Source organism: Cutibacterium avidum 44067 (assembly GCF_000367205.1).
GTDB lineage: Bacteria > Actinomycetota > Actinomycetes > Propionibacteriales > Propionibacteriaceae > Cutibacterium > Cutibacterium avidum.
In genome coordinates this window covers 2,185,989-2,202,826 of record NC_021064.1, presented here as the reverse complement: position 1 = coordinate 2,202,826, position 16,838 = coordinate 2,185,989, and the positions used below count along the sequence as shown (strand labels likewise).

Below are 16,838 nucleotides of genomic sequence, written 5' to 3'. Positions count from 1 at the left end.
CCGCGACCGCCCCGAAGTTGCACTGGAAGGACGTCATGACGTCAGCACGTCACGGCAGGATGTCCTCGTAGTAGGTATTGCGCAGCAGGACCGACAACAGTCGACCACCGGGCAGGTGCCCGTCGTTAAGTGTCTTGGCGGAGGCCAGCAGAGAACGGATGTCGTATTGAGCAGGCCATGTCGGTGGGATGTCGCGGTCGAGGTTGAGCAGCCCGTAGACAGCCATCATGGCGGTACGAGCCGATCCTTCGACGGTGAAGATGCAGTCGTCCGGGGTTTCGACGAACTGGCCCAGGCAGGCCAGGTTGACGCAACCGTCCGGGATGACCTCCGGGCGATCTCCCTTGCCACGAGGCATGAAGAAGGCTGTGATCCACGGCATCGTCGCAATGCGAACCTTGGTGCGAGCCTTGATCTCCTCGAACTGGTCGAGCAGACCGAAGTGATAGCAGTACTCCTTGAGCAGTTCCTCTCCGGTGCACTCCAGCATCGGCTTCTTGACGATGTCGCCCTTCTCGAACGGGTACAGGCCGTAGGCCCAGGCGACGCCCCAGTCCTTCGGCTGATCGTGGAACTGTGGCTGACGGTTCATCGTCAGCGAGATGCACCACGACGAGTCCTCGGCGGTGATGATGCCGCCGGTGACCGTGCGTCCGGACAGTGGATCGTTGCCCGTCAGTTCCCTGATCTTCTGGAGGAATGGATGGTCCTCACCGATGAAGTTGAAGCTGATCGACTGCCACACCGTCTTGTCGGCGTCGCTGCAGAAGACGTCGGGACGACCGAACACGGCGGAACGACGGACCAGGTTGCGCCACAGCTCCCAGCCGGCGACCTCGTCCTTGTTGTAGGGGGCGGGGTGGTCCATGTCGCCGTAGCCGGTGCACTCGGTCAGTGAACCGTTCGTGACGAAGACGAGGTCCTTCGGGGTCATGTCGATGCGATGTTCGCCGCCCTCCTTGTCGCGCCACAGAATGCCTCGGGCGACCTTGCGGTGAGCAGTGATCTCCGGGTCGACGTCGTAGACCAAGGTGTCGTACTGGAACTTCACGCCGCGCTCGGTCAGCCACTTCATGAGCGGGACGACGAAGGAGTCGTACTGGTTGTAGCGGCTGAACAGCAGACAGGAGAGGTCCGAGAATCCGGGCAGCAGGTGGAGGAAGCGGTGCATGTAGCGCTTGAACTCGGTCAGGGACTGCCACTGCTCGAAGGCGAACATCGTCTTCCACAGTGTGTAGAAGGTGGAATGCAGAAAGTCCTCGTCGAACCAGTCCTCGATGGATTTGTAGTAAGTGTCGGACTCCTTGGCCAGCAGCAGCTTCAGGACGGCGAGCTGGCCTTTCTTGTTGATGCCCATCATTGTAGGCCGAGCGTTTCTGGCCCTGATTGTTGATGATGCGGCAGTGATTGACGTTCGGATCGTTCTCGTTGACGATCCGGAACTCGTCCATGACGCTGTAGGGCTCGGGCATCTCGAGGGCCGGGATGTCCTTCATGACGTCCCAGAAGCACTCGAAGTGTTGCTCCATCTCACGACCGCCACGGGCGATGAAGCCCTTCTCGGTGTCGCCGTCGCCGTCGAAGGCGCCGCCGGGCTGGTGGAGCTCCTCGAGGATCGTGATGTTCTCGGCAGGCATCTTGGCGTCACGGATGAGGAAGACGGCTGCCGTTAGTGCAGCGATACCAGAGCCGACCAGGTATGCCTTGCGCTCAGCGATGTCGTCCGGGGGCACCGGGTGGTTCATGGTGTAACGACCGAGGTCGTTGTGAACGAACGGGTTGCCATCCGGGCTGACCGGGAAGCTGCGCTGATAAATCTTTTGGAAGTTCGTCATGATTCACTCGTCATACGACTTCGCCGGAAGTTCTCCGGTGAACTTCGACTAGCCTCACGATAGCGCCGGAAGGGTGTGATGGAATGCCCTCTTTTTGAGACTTTCGTAAGAGTTTTCTTGAGCGTTCTTCGTCGTCGGGACTCGGGGTGCAGTGCCTTGTCGCAGTCGGGTGCCATACTTATCGCTGGACACGGGGTGCGCCGTATCGGCGCTGAGATCACACCCGTGGAACCTGATCTAGTTCGTACTGGCGAAGGGATGTCCGAGATGGCTTCTTCCACCCCCAGAAACCCGTCGCAGGGCTCAGTCCCGCGCGTCCTCTCCATCGCGGGAACGGATCCCTCCGGGGGTGCCGGCACTGCTGCCGACACCAAGTCCATCACCGCGGCCGGTGGGTACGCGATGGCCGTCGTCACCGCCCTGGTTGCCCAGAACACTCAAGGGGTGCGCGCGATCCACACCCCACCCACCGAGTTCCTGAGGCAGCAGTTGGCGGCAGTCAGCGATGACGTGGCGATCGACGCCGTCAAGACTGGCATGCTCGGAACGGTCGAGATCATCGACACGGTCGCCAGATTCCTCGACGAGCACCGTCCGCCCATCGTCGTCGTCGATCCGGTCATGGTCGCCACCAGCGGAGACCGGCTCCTCGCCCCTGACGCCGAGGCTGCCATGCGCGAGTTCTGTCGCCGGGCAACCGTCGTCACCCCGAACATTCCCGAGCTCGCAGTGCTGTGCGAGACCGGACCGGCGAAGGGCGCCGAGGAAGCCCTGGAACAGGCGCGCGGCTGGGCCAAGGAGACCGGGGTCGCCGTCGTCGTCAAGACCGGCCATCTCGACTCCCGGCGTGTCGACAACATCTGGGTGGGCTCGGAAGGGACGACGTACACCGCGCAGAGCACCCGGGTGGAGACGACGAACACCCACGGCACCGGATGCTCGCTCTCCTCGGCTCTGGCGACCCGGCTGGGTGCAGGGGATGCTCCCGGCGAGGCCCTGGGATGGGTCACCGACTGGTTGCACGAGGCGATCCTGCACGGGTCAGAGCTGAAGGTTGGCCGGGGACACGGTCCGGTCGACCACTCCCACCGGGCACGACGGCTGTCCGCCGATGCCTCGGCGGTGGCTTGGTTCGGGCCGATCGAGCCGCTGGAGTCTCCCAAGGCCCTCGTCGGTTCGGCGGGGTCAGCACCCACTGCTGCGGTGGACCCGGTTGGTCCGTGGACGACGGCCCTGTGGCAGGCCAGCGCGGATCTGGCCCGTCAGATCCAGGGATCGGACTTCGTCGCTGCCCTCGTCGATGGCACCTTGACGGGTCACGCCTTCAACTTCTACCTCGGTCAGGACGCCCGATATCTGGCCTGCTATTCACGAGCCCTGGCCGCTCTGGCTGCTCGCGCCGTCGACCCGCAGGACGCGGCGTGGTGGGCGCAGTCGTCCGAGACCTGCATCGTCGAAGAGGCTGCCCTGCACCGCGCCTGGTTGGAGGGACGCGATCAGGCTCCGGCCGGCCCGGTGACGACGGCGTACACGAATTTCCTGCTGGCACACACTCTGGGTGACGACTACGTCGTCGGGGTGGCGTCCGTCCTGCCCTGCTTCTGGCTGTATGCCCAGGTGGGAGCCGGGTTGCCGCAGGTTCCGGAAGGCCATCCCTATGCGTTGTGGCTCGACACCTACCGGGCCCCGGGGTTTGTCGAGGCTACCTCGCACACCCTCGTCGTCGTGGAGAAGGCCTTCGAACAAGCTGGTCCGACTGCTCGGGCACGTGCTGCCCATGCCTATCTGACGGCCTGTCGTCATGAGTTGGAGTTCTTCGACCAGGCGATGCGCGTCTGAGCCGCCATCGCCCCGCTCCAGACCGCACCATCCACACTTGTTCAAGGACTTGCCCCCATGACCACGACAACATCACTGCCCACCGTTCCGAACACCTCGTCGAAGGGGACGATGCCACCCGAAGGACGGGCCGCTCTGCGGGCCGGCGTCGTCGGCAACTGGATTGACAACATCCACGTCTTCCTACCCCTGACGGCCCTCGCCCCCGCGATGGTGGTGCTCGCCGGCCCCTCGGCCAGCGCCTCCGTCGGCGCCCTCGTCGTCATCGCCATGCTGCTGGGACGTCCCCTCGGCGGGATGATCTTCGGACGGATCTCCGACCGGCTGGGACGCACCCGTACCACCCGCCTGGCCATTGCCGGCACCGCGACCTGCGCCGGGCTCATCGCCGTCATGCCCACCCACCAGCTCATCGGGGCGTGGACGATCGGGCTCATCCTGCTGCTGCGATTCCTGGGCGGGATCTTCGTTGCCGGTGAGTACTCCGCCGCCATCCCGCTGGCGATGGAATGGTCATCTCCCAAGAAACGCGGCTTGGCGTCCGGGGTCATCCTGTCGATGGCTCCCTGGGCCCAGGCGTCAATCGCCTTCGCCGTCGCCGTCATGCTGGCCGCTCTCGGGCCGGACCGCTACGCCGCGTGGGGATGGCGCATCCTCTTCGTCATCGGTGCTGCGATGAGCATCGGGATGATCATCTACTATTCCCGGCGGGTCTGCGACGCCCCTCTCCTCCACCGCACCCATGACTCCAGGGATGCCTGGAAGACCCCGACCCCCGGTGTGCGTGAGGTCATCGCCGGGGCGTGGGCGCCGGCCTTCTGGCAGGTCTTCACCCTCATGACGGGGCTGTGGCTGCTCACCGACACCACCGTGCTGATCCTCACCGCGCGACTGCGCACCGACGCCGGGCTGACGGCTACGGCGACCTCCTGGGTGATGGGAGTCGCCTCCGTTGGTCAGGCGATCTTCATGGCGCTGGCCGGGCACTGGTCCACGAGGGTGGGACGGCGCCGTCTGCTGGTGTGCTGGGGAATCAGTGCCGCGGTGCTCGGCCCGCTGCTGTGGTGGGGAGCGATCAGTTCCGCATCAGCAGGCAGGGCAGCCGTCTTCGCCGTCGCCCTCCAGGTGGCGACGGTGTCGGCCTACGGTCCCATCTCGGCCTACCTGTCCGAGAGGTTCCCCACCGAGGTGCGCTCCACCGGCTACGGCATGGGGTACAGCCTGTCCCTCATCCTGCCGGCGCTGTACCCGTTCTACCTGCCGGGGCTGGAGGGCTTGTTCGGGCATCTCGGGGCAGTGCTCGTGCTCGTCGTCCTCGGTGGTTTGCTGGTAGTGCTCGGTGCCGTCCTCGGCCCGCGGCTGTCGGGGGCTGACATCGACGCTGACATCGACGAGGTGGCGAGGGTGGCATGACGATTGACGAGGTGGTGGCGGCTGCTCGACGCAATCCGCCCATGGTTCACTGCCTCACCGCGACGGTGAGTATGTCCTTGGTGGCCGATGGCCTGTTGGCGGCGGGGTTGCGTCCGATGATGACGGAGACCCTCGAGGAGGCCCCGGTCGTCGTCACGGCCGCCGACGCCCTGTCGGTCAACCTGGGCACCCTGTCGACCGATGGCATGGTCGGCATCCCCGCCACCGTCGCCGCTCGTCCTGACGGCGTCCCGTGGGTCCTCGACCCGACGGCGATCGGGCTGGCACCGGTGCGTACCCGGATGGCTCGCGACTTCCTGGACGAGGGACCTGACGTCGTCAAGGGGAATGCCTCCGAGATCCTCGCCCTCGTGGGAGGACGAGGGGGACGCGGAGCCGACTCGGCGGATGCCCCCGAGCACGCCGTCGACGCAGCTATCGAGGTGGCGCGACGGACCGGGGGAGTCGTCGTGGTGTCGGGGCCGACGGATGTCGTCGTCACCACCGATGGGGTGGCCGAGAAGATCTCCAGAGGCCATCCGTTCATGGCCCGGGTGACCGGGACCGGCTGCCTACTGGGCGCGTTGACCGCGGGGTGCCTGGTGGCCACCGATGATCCGGTGCAGGCCGCGGTGACGGCCGTGACCTGGTTCGACGTCGCCGGTGAGGTCGCGGCGGCCCGTGCCGGCGGACCCGGTACTTTTCGTGTGCAACTGCTCGACGCCCTCGACGAGGTCGCGAGAACCGGAGTGGAGGAGACGAGATGACCCTGGACCTGCGCTGTTACCTGGTGACCTCGGGAACCGACCGTCACACCGTCGAGACGGCTGCGTTGGCTGCTGGGGCAGGCGCCGGCATCGTCCAGGTGAGAGCCAAGACCCTGGCGACCCGAGACCTCTTGTCGCTGGTTCTCCAGGTCGGCGAGGCGGTGCGTCGTGCGAACCCGGAGACGCGGGTTGTCGTCGATGATCGAGCCGACGTCGCCTGGGCGGCGATGCGCGCCCGCGGTAACGTCCACGGGGTGCATCTGGGGGTCGAGGACCTTCCGGTACGTGACGCCAGGGCCATGCTCGGGCCCGACGCCATCGTGGGTTACACCACCGGAACCCTGGACCTGGTGAGGTCGGCCGAGCCCCTCGCGGACGCCCTGGACTACCTGGGTGCCGGGCCTTTCCGACCCACCCCGACGAAGGACTCCGGACGCCCACCGCTGGGGGTGGAGGGGTACCCGGCCCTGGTGCAGGCGAGCTCTCGGCCCGTCGTCGCCATCGGGGACGTCCAGGTTGACGACGTGGCTGCGCTGGCGACAACCGGCATCGCAGGGGTTGCCATGGTGCGCGCCGTGATGGCCGCTGACGATCCCGCCGCGGTGGTCGCGCAGGCCATCGCGGCCTTCGATCGTGGCCGGGAGGGCTGATTCCCCTGAGCCGAACGGTGACGCACGTCACACTTTCTGAACCGTTCGGGACTCGCCTGTTAGCAAATCGTTAGGATCTCGCTCACCCCCGTATGGGATCCGTAGGGGAGCGCGACAACCCCCTTACGACACGATTTCGATGGTTCCTGGTGCCAAAACCGGCACTCCGGAAACCCCGGGTCATCGTCAAGGAGCCTTGTCATGCTGGACGTTATCTGGCTGCTCGGTGTCGTCGTCCTCTTCCTCCTACTCGCCCTGTGCGTGAAGGGGGTCGACGCGCTGTGACCGTCCTCAACATCGTCGCGGCCATTCTCGGCATTGCCGCTGTCGTGTACCTCGTGATCGCCCTCATCCGTCCGGAGCGTTTCTGATGACGTGGTTCTACTTCTTGGCGAGCCTTGCTCTTCTCGCCCTCGCGCTCGGGATCGCCCAGCATCACCTGGGCTCCTACATGGCCCGTGTCTTCACCTCTGACAAGGACACCAAGGTCGAGGCCTTCTGCTACCGCATCATGGGCGTCGACCCCCGTGCCGGACAGACGTGGAAGTCCTACGCCCGCTCGGTGCTGGCCTTCAGCTTCTGCGGTGTCGTCCTGCTCTACGCCCTCCAGCGTCTGCAGTCGTGGCTGCCCTGGTCCATGGACAAGGGGTCGGTGAACCCAGCCGTGGCCTTCAACACCGCGGTCTCCTTCGTCACCAACACCAACTGGCAGGCCTACTCCCCGGAGGCGACCCTGGGGCACTTCGTCCAGCTCGCCGGCCTGTGCGTGCAGAACTTTGTCTCCGCAGCCACCGGCATCGCGGTCGCGATCGCCCTGGTGCGTGGATTCGTCGGACGTGGTGAGCACACCATCGGCAACTTCTGGGTCGATCTCACCCGCACCACCCTTCGCATCCTCATGCCGATCGCCGCTGTGGGAGCCTTCCTGCTCATCGTCGGTGGGGCTGCGCAGAACTTCATCGGCTTCATGCACGTCACCGGCATCGCTGGTGGGGACCAGATCATCCCGGGCGGGCCTGTCGCCTCCCAGGAGGTCATCAAGGAGCTCGGCACCAACGGTGGCGGCTTCTTCAACGGCAACTCATCCCACCCCTTCGAGAACCCCCAGCCGTGGACGAACATGCTGGAGATCTTCCTCATCCTGCTCATCCCATTCTCGCTGCCGCGCACCTTCGGAAAGATGGTCAAGGACGTGCGTCAGGGCCGCGCCATCCTCATCTCAATGATCGTGCTGTTCCTCATCAACCTCTTCGCGATGGCTGCTGCCGAGTTCTCCGGACACGGCACCGCCGGGCGCCTCGCCGGCGCCGCGATGGAGGGCAAGGAGCAGCGCTTCGGCCTGACCCAGTCGGTCCTCTTCGCCAACGCGACGACGATGACCTCCACGGGCGCCGTCAACTCGATGCACGACTCCTACACCGCCATCGGTGGCATGTTCACCATGCTGAACATGATGCTGGGTGAGATCAGCCCTGGCGGCGTCGGATCTGGCCTGTACGGCATGCTCGTCATCGCCGTCATCGCGGTGTTCATCGCTGGACTCCTCGTCGGTCGTACCCCCGAGTACCTCGGCAAGAAGATCGGCCCGCGAGAGATGAAGTTGTCGGCCCTGTACATCCTCGTCATGCCGGCCCTGGTGCTGTGCGGGGTGGCCCTCAGCCTGGCCATCCCCGGTATTCGGGATGGTGTCGTCAACACCTCGATCTCGAACCCGGGTGAGCACGGACTGAGTGAGCTCGTCTACGCCTTCACCTCGGGTGCCAACAACAACGGTTCCGCCTTCGCCGGTCTGGATGCCTCGACGAACTGGCTGTGCGCGGCGATTGGCGTCGCCATGCTGCTCGGTCGCTTCCTGCCGATCATCCTCGCCCTCGCCCTCGCCGGAGCCCTTGCCGAACGCGAGCCCGTCCCGGTCACCGCAGGCACCCTTCCCACCCACAACGCCCTGTTCATCACCCTCGTCGTCTTCACGGTGATCCTCGTCACGGCGCTCGTCTTCTTCCCGGTCCTCACACTGGGACCGCTGGCCGAAGGACTGATCTGATCATGACCGTCATCACCTCGAATTCGCGTTCCCGCGGCCTCACCGGGGCCCAGGTCCGCCAGGCCCTGCCCGGTGCCTTCCGCAAGCTCGACCCGCGTGCCCAGTGGCGCAACCCGGTCATGTTCCTGGTGTGGGTCGGCGCGGCCCTGACGACGATCGTCGCCGTCATGGAGCCGTTCACCCACATCACCGACGGCCGTGTGCCGACCGGATTCTCCGCGGTCATCGCGGTCTGGCTGTGGCTCACCGTGGTCTTCGCCAACCTTGCCGAATCCATCGCCGAGGGCCGCGGCAAGGCCCAGGCCGAGACCCTGAGGAAGACCCGCACCGCCACCAACGCGCTGCGCGTCGATGGTTGGGACGAGAAGAACGATCCCTCGGCCGAGCACACCACGACCACCGAGATCGTCTCCTCGGACCTCAAGTACGGCGACGTCGTCGTCGTGACGGCAGGCCAGACGATCCCCGGAGACGGGGACATCATCTGGGGCATCGCCTCGGTCGACGAGTCGGCCATCACCGGTGAGTCCGCCCCCGTGGTACGTGAGTCCGGCGGCGACCGTTCCGCCGTCACCGGTGGCACGAAGGTGCTCTCCGACCGCATCGTCGTCAAGATCACCTCGAAGCCCGGCCAGTCCTTCGTCGACCGCATGATCGCACTGGTGGAGGGATCCGGACGCCAGAAGACCCCCAACGAGATCGCCCTCAACATCCTGCTGGCGAGCCTGTCGATCGTCTTCGTCATCGTCGCCCTGACCCTGAACCCGATCGCCTCCCTGGCCGCCAGGCCGGTGGGCATCACGGTTCTCGTCGCCCTGTTGGTCTGCCTCATCCCGACCACCATCGGTGCCCTGCTCTCGGCCATCGGTATCGCGGGTATGGACCGCCTGGTGCAGCACAACGTGCTGGCCATGTCGGGCCGAGCCGTCGAGGCCGCCGGTGACGTCACCACCCTGCTGCTCGACAAGACCGGCACCATCACCTACGGAAACCGTCGAGCCAGCGAGTTCATCGCGATGCCCGGCGTCAGTGAGGAGGAGATCCGCGACGTGTCCGCCCGGTCCTCCCTGGCCGACCCGACCCCGGAGGGCACCTCCATCGTCGACCTGGCTCGCGAGCAGGGATTCGACGCCGATGCCTGGGGTGACCAGGGGGAGGTTGTCCCCTTCACCGCTCAGACCAGGATGTCCGGCATCGACCTGCCCGACGGCACCGAGATCCGCAAGGGTGCCGGTTCGGCCGTGCGAGCCTGGCTGACGGAGTCCCACATCGACATGGACATCGACACCCTCGCCCACATGGATCGTCGCGTCGACGCCGTCTCCGAGTCCGGTGGCACCCCGCTCGTCGTCGCAGTGCGCACCCCCGACCATGTCGGCAAGGTCCTCGGCGTCGTCCATCTCAAGGACATCGTCAAAGAAGGCCTGACCGACCGGTTCTCCGAGTTGCGTCGGATGGGCATCCGCACCGTCATGGTGACCGGTGACAACCCGCTGACGGCTGCCGCCATCGCCAAGGAGGCCGGGGTCGACGACTTCCTGGCTGAGGCCACCCCGGAGGACAAGCTCGCCTACATCCACAAGGAGCAGGAGGGCGGCCGGATGGTCGCAATGACCGGTGACGGCACCAACGACGCCCCGGCCCTGGCCCAGGCGGACGTGGGTGTCGCCATGAACACCGGTACCTCGGCCGCCAAGGAGGCCGGCAACATGGTCGACCTCGACTCCGACCCGACCAAGCTCATCAGCATCGTCGGGATCGGCAAGCAGTTGCTCATCACGCGCGGCGCCCTGACGACCTTCTCCATCGCCAATGACATCGCCAAGTACTTCGCGATCATCCCCGCGATTTTCATGGCGACCTACCCGGGCCTGTCGGCCCTCAACATCATGGGCCTGCACTCCCCGGCGTCTGCGGTGCTCTCGGCGATCATCTTCAACGCGATCATCATCGTCATCCTGGTGCCGCTGGCTCTCAAGGGAGTGTCCTACAAGCCTGCCGGGGCGTCGAAGATTCTCGCCCGGAACCTGCGCATCTATGGCCTGGGCGGAGTTGTCGCGCCATTCATCGGCATCTGGCTGATCGACCTGCTCGTCCGTCTCATTCCCGGTTTCTGATCGGAGCCCATCATGATCATTTCCTCCAGGACTCGTACCCTCCTCGTCGGGCTGCGCTCGATCCTGTTGTTCACCGTCATCGTCGGCGTCGTGTACACCGGCGTCATGACCGGGCTGGGACAGCTCGTCCTCCATCGGCAGGCCAATGGCTCCCAGCTGGAGGTCAACGGCAAGGTGGTCGGCTCGACCCTCATCGGTCAGTCCTTTACCGACAAGGACGGCAAGCCGCTGCCGGAGTACTTCCAGCCGCGCCCGTCGGCCGCCGGTGACAACGGTTACGACGGGTCTTCCTCGGGTGGTTCCAACATGGGGCCTGAGAACCCGGACCTGGCCAAGACCATCAAGGAGCGTCGCAGCCAGGTGGCGACCTTCAACGGGGTGGATGCCGGCAGGGTTCCGGCCGATGCCCTGACGGCGTCGTCCTCTGGTCTGGACCCGCACATCAGCCCCGCCTACGCCGAGATCCAGGTCAGCCGGGTCGCCAAGGCCCGTCACCTCGATCCCAGTGTCGTCCGTGGGATTGTCGCCAACAACACTGACGGACGCCAGCTCGGATTCCTCGGTGCGACTAGGGTCAATGTCGTGACCCTCAATGCCGAACTGGATCGTCAGCACTGACTGACGTGATCAGTTCGTGATCATGGCCTGAAGGAGGACGAGGTGGCTGCTCGGGGACGATTGCGGGTGCTGCTCGGCGCGGCACCGGGCGTCGGCAAGACCTACGCCATGCTCGACGAGGGCAAGCACCTGAGCAAGAGTGGGTCCGACGTCGTCATCGCCGTCGTCGAGACCCACGGCCGGGCAGCCACCGCGGCCATGACTGAGGGGCTGGAGATCGTCCCCCGCCACCTCGTCGTACATCGCGGCATCGAGCTGTCCGAGATGGACCTCGACGGGGTACTCGCCTGCGATCCCGACGTCGCCCTGGTCGACGAGCTGGCCCACACCAACGCGCCCGGGTCGCGTCACGAAAAGCGCTGGCAGGATGTCGAGGAACTGCTGGACGCCGGGATCGATGTCATCTCGACGGTCAACATCCAGCACATCGAGTCGCTTAATGACGTCGTCGAACAGATCACCGGGGTGCCGCAGCGCGAGACCATCCCGGACACCGTGCTGCGCAAGGCCAACCAGGTGGAGGTTGTCGATCTCGCCCCGCAGGCCCTGCGCGATCGGCTCTCGGGCGGCAAGGTGTACCCGGCAGAGCGGATCGACGCCGCCCTGTCCAACTACTTCCGACTGGGCAACCTCACCGCCCTGCGCGAGCTGGCCCTGCTCTGGGTTGCTGACGAGGTAGACCACGCCCTGGCCGATTACCGCAGTGAGCACGGGATCGACTCCCACTGGGAGGCCCGCGAGCGGGTGGTCGTCGCCCTCACCGGTGGACGCGAGGGGGAGACCCTGTTGCGTCGCGGTGCCCGTATCGCCGCTCGAGCCGGGGGTGGTGAACTGTTGGCCGTCCACGTCACCACCGAGGACGGTCTGCGCTCCCCGCACCCGGGTGAACTGGCTCGTCAGCGTGGATTGGTGGACCAGTTGGGAGGGTCCTTTCACCAGCTCGTCGGCGACGACATCCCGGAGACTCTCATCGAGTTCGCGAAGTCGGTCAACGCCACCCAGCTCGTCATCGGGGCGAGTCGGCGTGGGAAGTTGTCGCGGTTGCTGACGGGTCATGACGTCGAGTCCGACATCATTCGGGCTTCGGGTGCCATTGACGTCCACATCGTCAGTCATGGTGCCCAGGCCAAGGGAATCCGGCTGCCACGGATGGGTGGGTCCTTGTCGACTCGTCGCCGCATCGCCGGTTTCGTCGTGCTGGCGGTCTTCGGGCCACTGCTGACCTGGTTGCTGGTGTCGACGCGCAGCCCCGAGGCCCTGACGACGGATGTGCTGACCTATGAGTTTCTGGCTGTCGTGGTGGCCCTGGTCGGCGGTGCCCTGCCGTCCTTCGTCGCGGCTCTGGCCTCGGGTATTGCCCTGGACTACTACTTCACCAAGCCCTTCTACACCGTCACCGTCAACGAGCCGCTGCACATGGTGGCTCTGCTGCTGTACCTGCTCACGGCCGCCCTGGTGAGCTTCGTCGTCGACCGCGCTGCCCGCAAGACCCGGGTGGCACGTCGCGCGGCCGCCGAGTCAGGGCTGCTGGAGTCGGTGGCCGGATCGGTGCTGCACGGTGAGGACGCCGTCGAGTCGTTGTTGTCCAAGGCGACCGAGGCCTTCGGGCTGTCGGGGGCCCGGGTGCTGACCGACGGACGCGTCGTGGCAAGCTCGGGTACGACCAGCGATGAAGTCACCGAGCAGCACATCGACGATCATTCGGTGGTCGAGTTCCACGGGCCTGAGCCGGACGCCTCCGAGCGTCGCCTGCTGTCGGTGATCACCACCCAGTTGGGGACGGCCCTGGACCAGCGGCAACTGGAGGAAACGGCCAAGGCGGTGGAGCCACTGGCCGCCACGGACCGAGTGCGAACGGCCTTGTTGTCGGCGGTGGGACACGACCTTCGTCGGCCCCTTGCGGCCGCGACCGCTGCCGTTTCAGGTCTGCGCAGCGAGGGAGCCGGTCTGTCCGACCAGGATCGTGATGACCTGTTGGAGACCGCCGATGACGCCCTGGGGAAACTGGCCAACCTCGTCACCGACCTGCTCGACGTCTCCCGGCTGCAGTCCGGCGTGCTCGGGGTCTCGGTGATGTCGGTCGACCCGGCCGAGGTCATCATGCCGGCCTTGGATGAGTTGTCCCTGGGGCCGGCGGATGTCGAGATCGATCTGGGAGCCGACGTGCCCGAGATGGTCGCCGATCCGGCCCTATTGCAGCGGGTGGTCGTCAACCTGTTGTCGAATGCGCTGAGATATGAGCCAGCAGGTGGCCGGGTTCGGCTCGCGACAAGCAGTTTCGCCGACCGGGTGGAGATCCGCGTGATCGATCATGGTCCGGGGATTCCGGAGGATCGTCGCGATGACGTCATGGTGCCCTTCCAACGGTTGGGGGACGCCGACTCGACCGTCGGGCTGGGACTGGGGCTGGCCCTCTCGAAGGGTTTCGTCGAGGGGATGGATGGCACCCTCGCGTTGGAGGACACTCCTGGTGGTGGCCTGACGATGGTCATCAGCCTGCCGAGGGTGGGCCATGCGGCGGCTGGCCACGATGATGTGGATCACGATGACATTGAGGAGGGGAGTGCTCGATGAAGATTCTCATTGCTGACGACGACCCGCAGATCCTGCGGGCGCTGCGGATCACCCTGGGGGCGCGCGGATACGAGATCCTGCTGGCCCGCGATGGTCAGCACGCCCTCGAGATGGCTGTCGATCACAAGCCCGACATCATCCTGCTGGATCTCGGCATGCCGCGTCTGGACGGGGTTCAGGTCATCGAGGCGGTGCGGGGGTGGTCCCAGGCGCCGATCCTGGTTATTTCGGGACGGTCGGGGTCGGCGGAGAAGGTGGAGGCCCTCGACGCCGGGGCTGAGGATTACGTCACCAAGCCCTTCTCGATGGATGAGTTGTTGGCGCGGATTCGGGTCCTGACGAGGAGGATTGGCCAGGACGAGGGGGATTCCGAGCCGGTTATCGCTTTCGGGTCGGTGCGGGTTGATCTCACCTCGCACACCGTTACTCGTGACGGGGCTAATGTCCGGTTGACGCCGACGGAGTGGCGGGTGCTCGAGCTGTTGATCCACAACGAGGGTCGGTTGGTGACTCGACAGACGATGCTGAGCCAGGTGTGGGGGTCGGAGCATGTCACCGACACGGGGTATTTGCGGTTGTACATCTCCCAGTTGCGCAAGAAGTTGGAGCCCGAGCCGAGTAATCCTCGGTATCTCATCACCGATGCGGGGATGGGGTATCGGTTGGTGCTTGATCCGCACGACTGATCCTCGGGCTTGGCCGGGGTCCTCCGACCATCGCTGACGGAGATTCAGCGCGCCGACCGTGGAACGATGATGGTCAGCCCTGAACAGAGCTGACCATCATCTCCGTTCCGTTTCGATCATGCGCAGTTGTTGCTCGTGAACGAGATCGACTGAATGTTGATGGCCTGCCAGCCGAAGAGCGGCTCGCCTGGTTTACCAACGTAGGTGCCGCCGCCAATCAAGGCTTCCTTGAGGAAGCGGTTCGTGTATTCCATCGTCAGTCCACTGGAGGACACGCTGCCGAAGGTGAAGGTGTCTACCCACGGCCTATCGGTGTTGTTCTGTCCGGCACCGTTCCGCTGCAGCGGGGACGCAAACGTACCCGCACCGGTCTGCTCGGTTGTCGTACTGCCATGCTGTGTGCTCACGATCCCGCTCGGGGTTTGGCTGAAGCCCACAGCATCCCAGTACTGGTCACGGTAGCCATCCGTGGAGTAGTTGGCCTTGGTGACGTTCGAGGAGATGTCCCCGACTACGATCGTCGTTGCGCGGGCACACAGATCCCTCGTTAACGCTGGTGGCGTAAAGCAAGTTGGATGCTGACACCAAATCGACGTCAACATCCAAGTGCTCACTCCGTGTGCACCTCTTCAGAGCCCCGGCACAGTGGCGGGACGAGAGACCGCCGGACAGTCTCGACCAAGATCACGGTAAGGCTCGTCAGTCTCACCGACGCCCCGGCCGAAGTCACCGCAGAAACAAACCTGCCCCGCCATCAGGCGGGGCAGGTTTCGATTTTCTTTTCTTACGTGGAGCATAGGGGATTCGAACCCCTGACCTACTGCTTGCAAAGCAGCCGCGCTACCAACTGCGCCAATGCCCCGTGGACCCGAACAGTCTAGGGGAACTCAGCCCCTTTCGGCGAGTCGAGTACGGGCGCGTTGCTACACGGAGCTGCCAAAAAGTTGCCTGAAAACCCGATGATGACGTCACCATCCCGGTTTTCTGGCAGTTCCGTGTAGAACAAGCCGCCTATGACAGCACCTCGGTGGGGTTGACGACGACTGGCTCCAACCCACGCTTGGCCAACGCCGGAGCCAGGTCCTCGGCTCGACCACAGATCCCGATCCGCCAGTCGTCGGGGTTGAGAAGTTGGCGCCACGCAGTGTTGGCTGACCATTCCTGACCATCCACCCTCACCGAGGCCACTGCAGCCAGGTGATCGTCGACCCAGGTCGGCGCCAGACCCGCCCGCACCAGAGCAGCCACCTGATGGGCCACGGCTCCGGCGGTGTCGAACTGCAGCGGGGCAATACCCACCGAGTGGTCGCGGGCGGCATCGACCTCGTCGTCACGCAGGTCGTCATCGGAGGTGAGGATGCTCAACGCTTCGGCGACGGCGTCAGCGCCGACCTCGGTGCGGAAGGATCCAGAGACCGTCGCCACCCCGCCGTCGAGCAGCGGGCGAGCCGACATCCCCACCCCGTAGGACCAGCCCTTGTCCTCTCGCAACACCTGGTTGAGCCGCGACCCGAAGGTGCCGCCCAAGGCACCACACGCCACCTTGAGGGCCGCCCATCCTGGGTGGGAGCGTCCCACCGTCGCCTGCTGGATCCTCACATCGGCCTGCACAGCGTCGGGACGGTCAACGAGGATCACTCGCGGCCCACCAACGCGAGACCTCGACGGGGCGACCTCCACCGGCGACCCACCGGCGGTCCACTGCTCGAACACCGAAAGGTCGAGGCTCTCGACCCCTTCTCCGGCAACCACCAACACGGCGTCGCTGAGGGTCCAGTGTGCGGTCCAGAACTCCCGGGCAGCCTCGGCATCGAGCTTCTCTACCGATGTCAGGGTGCCAATGGTGGGCAGGGCTGACCGCGACCCCTCCGGCCAGAGGGCACGGGCTGCAGCCAGCCCGGCCAGGGCCGACCCACGCTGGCTGGTCTGGGCCAGGGAAGCCCGGGCGACGTCGACCTGACGGGAGATGTCGGCCTCGGCCAGGCTGGTGGCCCTCAGCAGCTCGACGAAGAGTTCGGCAGCGCCATTGAACCGTGTCATGGGCACGTCGACGCCGACGTGGCTGCCGGTCAACCCGGCCGACCCGTCGTAACTGGCCCCGATCGATTCCATCGCCTCGGCGAATGCGGCATCAGGGTGGGGTCCGGTCGACTCGTCGGCAGTGCGGACGACGAGTCCGGCAAGACCTTCGAGGCCAGCCGGCTCAGCACCCAGGGGCGCGTCCAACCCGATTTCCATCGTGGTGATGCGCTGACCGGGCATCGGGATGCGCACCACCGTCAGACCGGTCGACAG

General features: G+C 65.6%; 12 protein-coding genes, 1 tRNA gene, 2 pseudogenes and 1 riboswitch. Of the genes and pseudogenes, 11 read left to right on the top strand and 4 right to left on the bottom strand.

Annotated features, from left to right (window positions below):
• Positions 1-49 precede the first annotated feature (49 nt).
• Positions 50-1,745, bottom strand: a pseudogene (locus PALO_RS10115) (oleate hydratase).
• 271 nt (positions 1,746-2,016) lie between these two features.
• Positions 2,017-2,111: riboswitch (TPP riboswitch) on the top strand.
• Between PALO_RS10115 and PALO_RS10110 the strand changes: the two are divergent.
• From PALO_RS10110 to PALO_RS10060, 11 genes and pseudogenes are all read left to right on the top strand, one after another.
• Positions 2,094-3,674, top strand: coding sequence for a bifunctional hydroxymethylpyrimidine kinase/phosphomethylpyrimidine kinase (locus PALO_RS10110; RefSeq protein WP_041710145.1), 1,581 nt, complete (start codon positions 2,094-2,096; stop codon positions 3,672-3,674). Its footprint overlaps the riboswitch before it by 18 nt.
• A gap of 57 nt (positions 3,675-3,731) precedes the next feature.
• Positions 3,732-5,087: an MFS transporter gene (locus tag PALO_RS10105; protein WP_015583467.1), complete on the top strand. Its 1,356-nt coding sequence runs from the start codon at positions 3,732-3,734 to the stop codon at positions 5,085-5,087.
• A complete protein-coding gene (thiM, locus tag PALO_RS10100) occupies positions 5,084-5,854 on the top strand; it encodes a hydroxyethylthiazole kinase (RefSeq protein WP_015583466.1) in 771 nt (256 codons plus the stop codon). Before PALO_RS10105 ends, thiM begins: the two co-directional genes overlap by 4 nt.
• Positions 5,851-6,504 carry a thiamine phosphate synthase gene (locus PALO_RS10095; RefSeq protein ID WP_004810240.1) on the top strand — a complete coding sequence of 218 codons (654 nt, stop codon included), beginning with the start codon at positions 5,851-5,853 and terminating at the stop codon, positions 6,502-6,504. The genes thiM and PALO_RS10095 overlap by 4 nt, the downstream gene beginning before the upstream one ends.
• 92 nt (positions 6,505-6,596) lie before the next feature.
• Positions 6,597-6,789: pseudogene (locus PALO_RS12240) on the top strand (hypothetical protein).
• Positions 6,786-6,875, top strand: a complete 90-nt coding sequence (gene kdpF / locus PALO_RS10085) for a K(+)-transporting ATPase subunit F (protein WP_015583464.1) — start codon at positions 6,786-6,788, stop codon at positions 6,873-6,875. Before PALO_RS12240 ends, kdpF begins: the two are co-directional and overlap by 4 nt.
• On the top strand, positions 6,875-8,548 hold the full coding sequence (gene kdpA / locus PALO_RS10080; protein WP_015583463.1) for a potassium-transporting ATPase subunit KdpA: 1,674 nt from the start codon (positions 6,875-6,877) through the stop codon (positions 8,546-8,548). Before kdpF ends, kdpA begins: the two co-directional genes overlap by 1 nt.
• A 2-nt stretch (positions 8,549-8,550) precedes the next feature.
• Positions 8,551-10,665 (top strand): potassium-transporting ATPase subunit KdpB, encoded by a 2,115-nt coding sequence (kdpB, locus tag PALO_RS10075; protein WP_015583462.1) that lies wholly within the window; start codon positions 8,551-8,553, stop codon positions 10,663-10,665.
• Positions 10,666-10,677: 12 nt separating this feature from the next.
• The gene (kdpC, locus tag PALO_RS10070) at positions 10,678-11,283 is read left to right on the top strand and encodes a potassium-transporting ATPase subunit KdpC (protein ID WP_015583461.1); all 606 of its coding nucleotides are present in this window, start codon (positions 10,678-10,680) and stop codon (positions 11,281-11,283) included.
• A 42-nt stretch (positions 11,284-11,325) separates the two neighbouring features.
• The gene (locus tag PALO_RS10065) at positions 11,326-13,857 is read left to right on the top strand and encodes a sensor histidine kinase (RefSeq protein WP_015583460.1); all 2,532 of its coding nucleotides are present in this window, start codon (positions 11,326-11,328) and stop codon (positions 13,855-13,857) included.
• Positions 13,854-14,543 carry a response regulator transcription factor gene (locus PALO_RS10060; RefSeq protein WP_004810245.1) on the top strand — a complete coding sequence of 230 codons (690 nt, stop codon included), beginning with the start codon at positions 13,854-13,856 and terminating at the stop codon, positions 14,541-14,543. Before PALO_RS10065 ends, PALO_RS10060 begins: the two co-directional genes overlap by 4 nt.
• A gap of 116 nt (positions 14,544-14,659) precedes the next feature.
• On the opposite strand, the gene PALO_RS12940 is transcribed toward PALO_RS10060, so the two are convergent.
• The 3 genes from PALO_RS12940 to PALO_RS10045 form a co-directional block, all read right to left on the bottom strand.
• Positions 14,660-14,950 carry a hypothetical protein gene (locus PALO_RS12940; RefSeq protein WP_238138339.1) on the bottom strand — a complete coding sequence of 97 codons (291 nt, stop codon included), beginning with the start codon at positions 14,948-14,950 and terminating at the stop codon, positions 14,660-14,662.
• Between the two features lie 382 nt (positions 14,951-15,332).
• A tRNA-Ala gene (locus PALO_RS10050) sits at positions 15,333-15,405 on the bottom strand.
• A gap of 149 nt (positions 15,406-15,554) precedes the next feature.
• Complete coding sequence (locus tag PALO_RS10045) at positions 15,555-16,805, bottom strand: M16 family metallopeptidase (RefSeq protein ID WP_187290352.1); 1,251 nt, start codon at positions 16,803-16,805, stop codon at positions 15,555-15,557.
• Positions 16,806-16,838 lie beyond the last annotated feature (33 nt).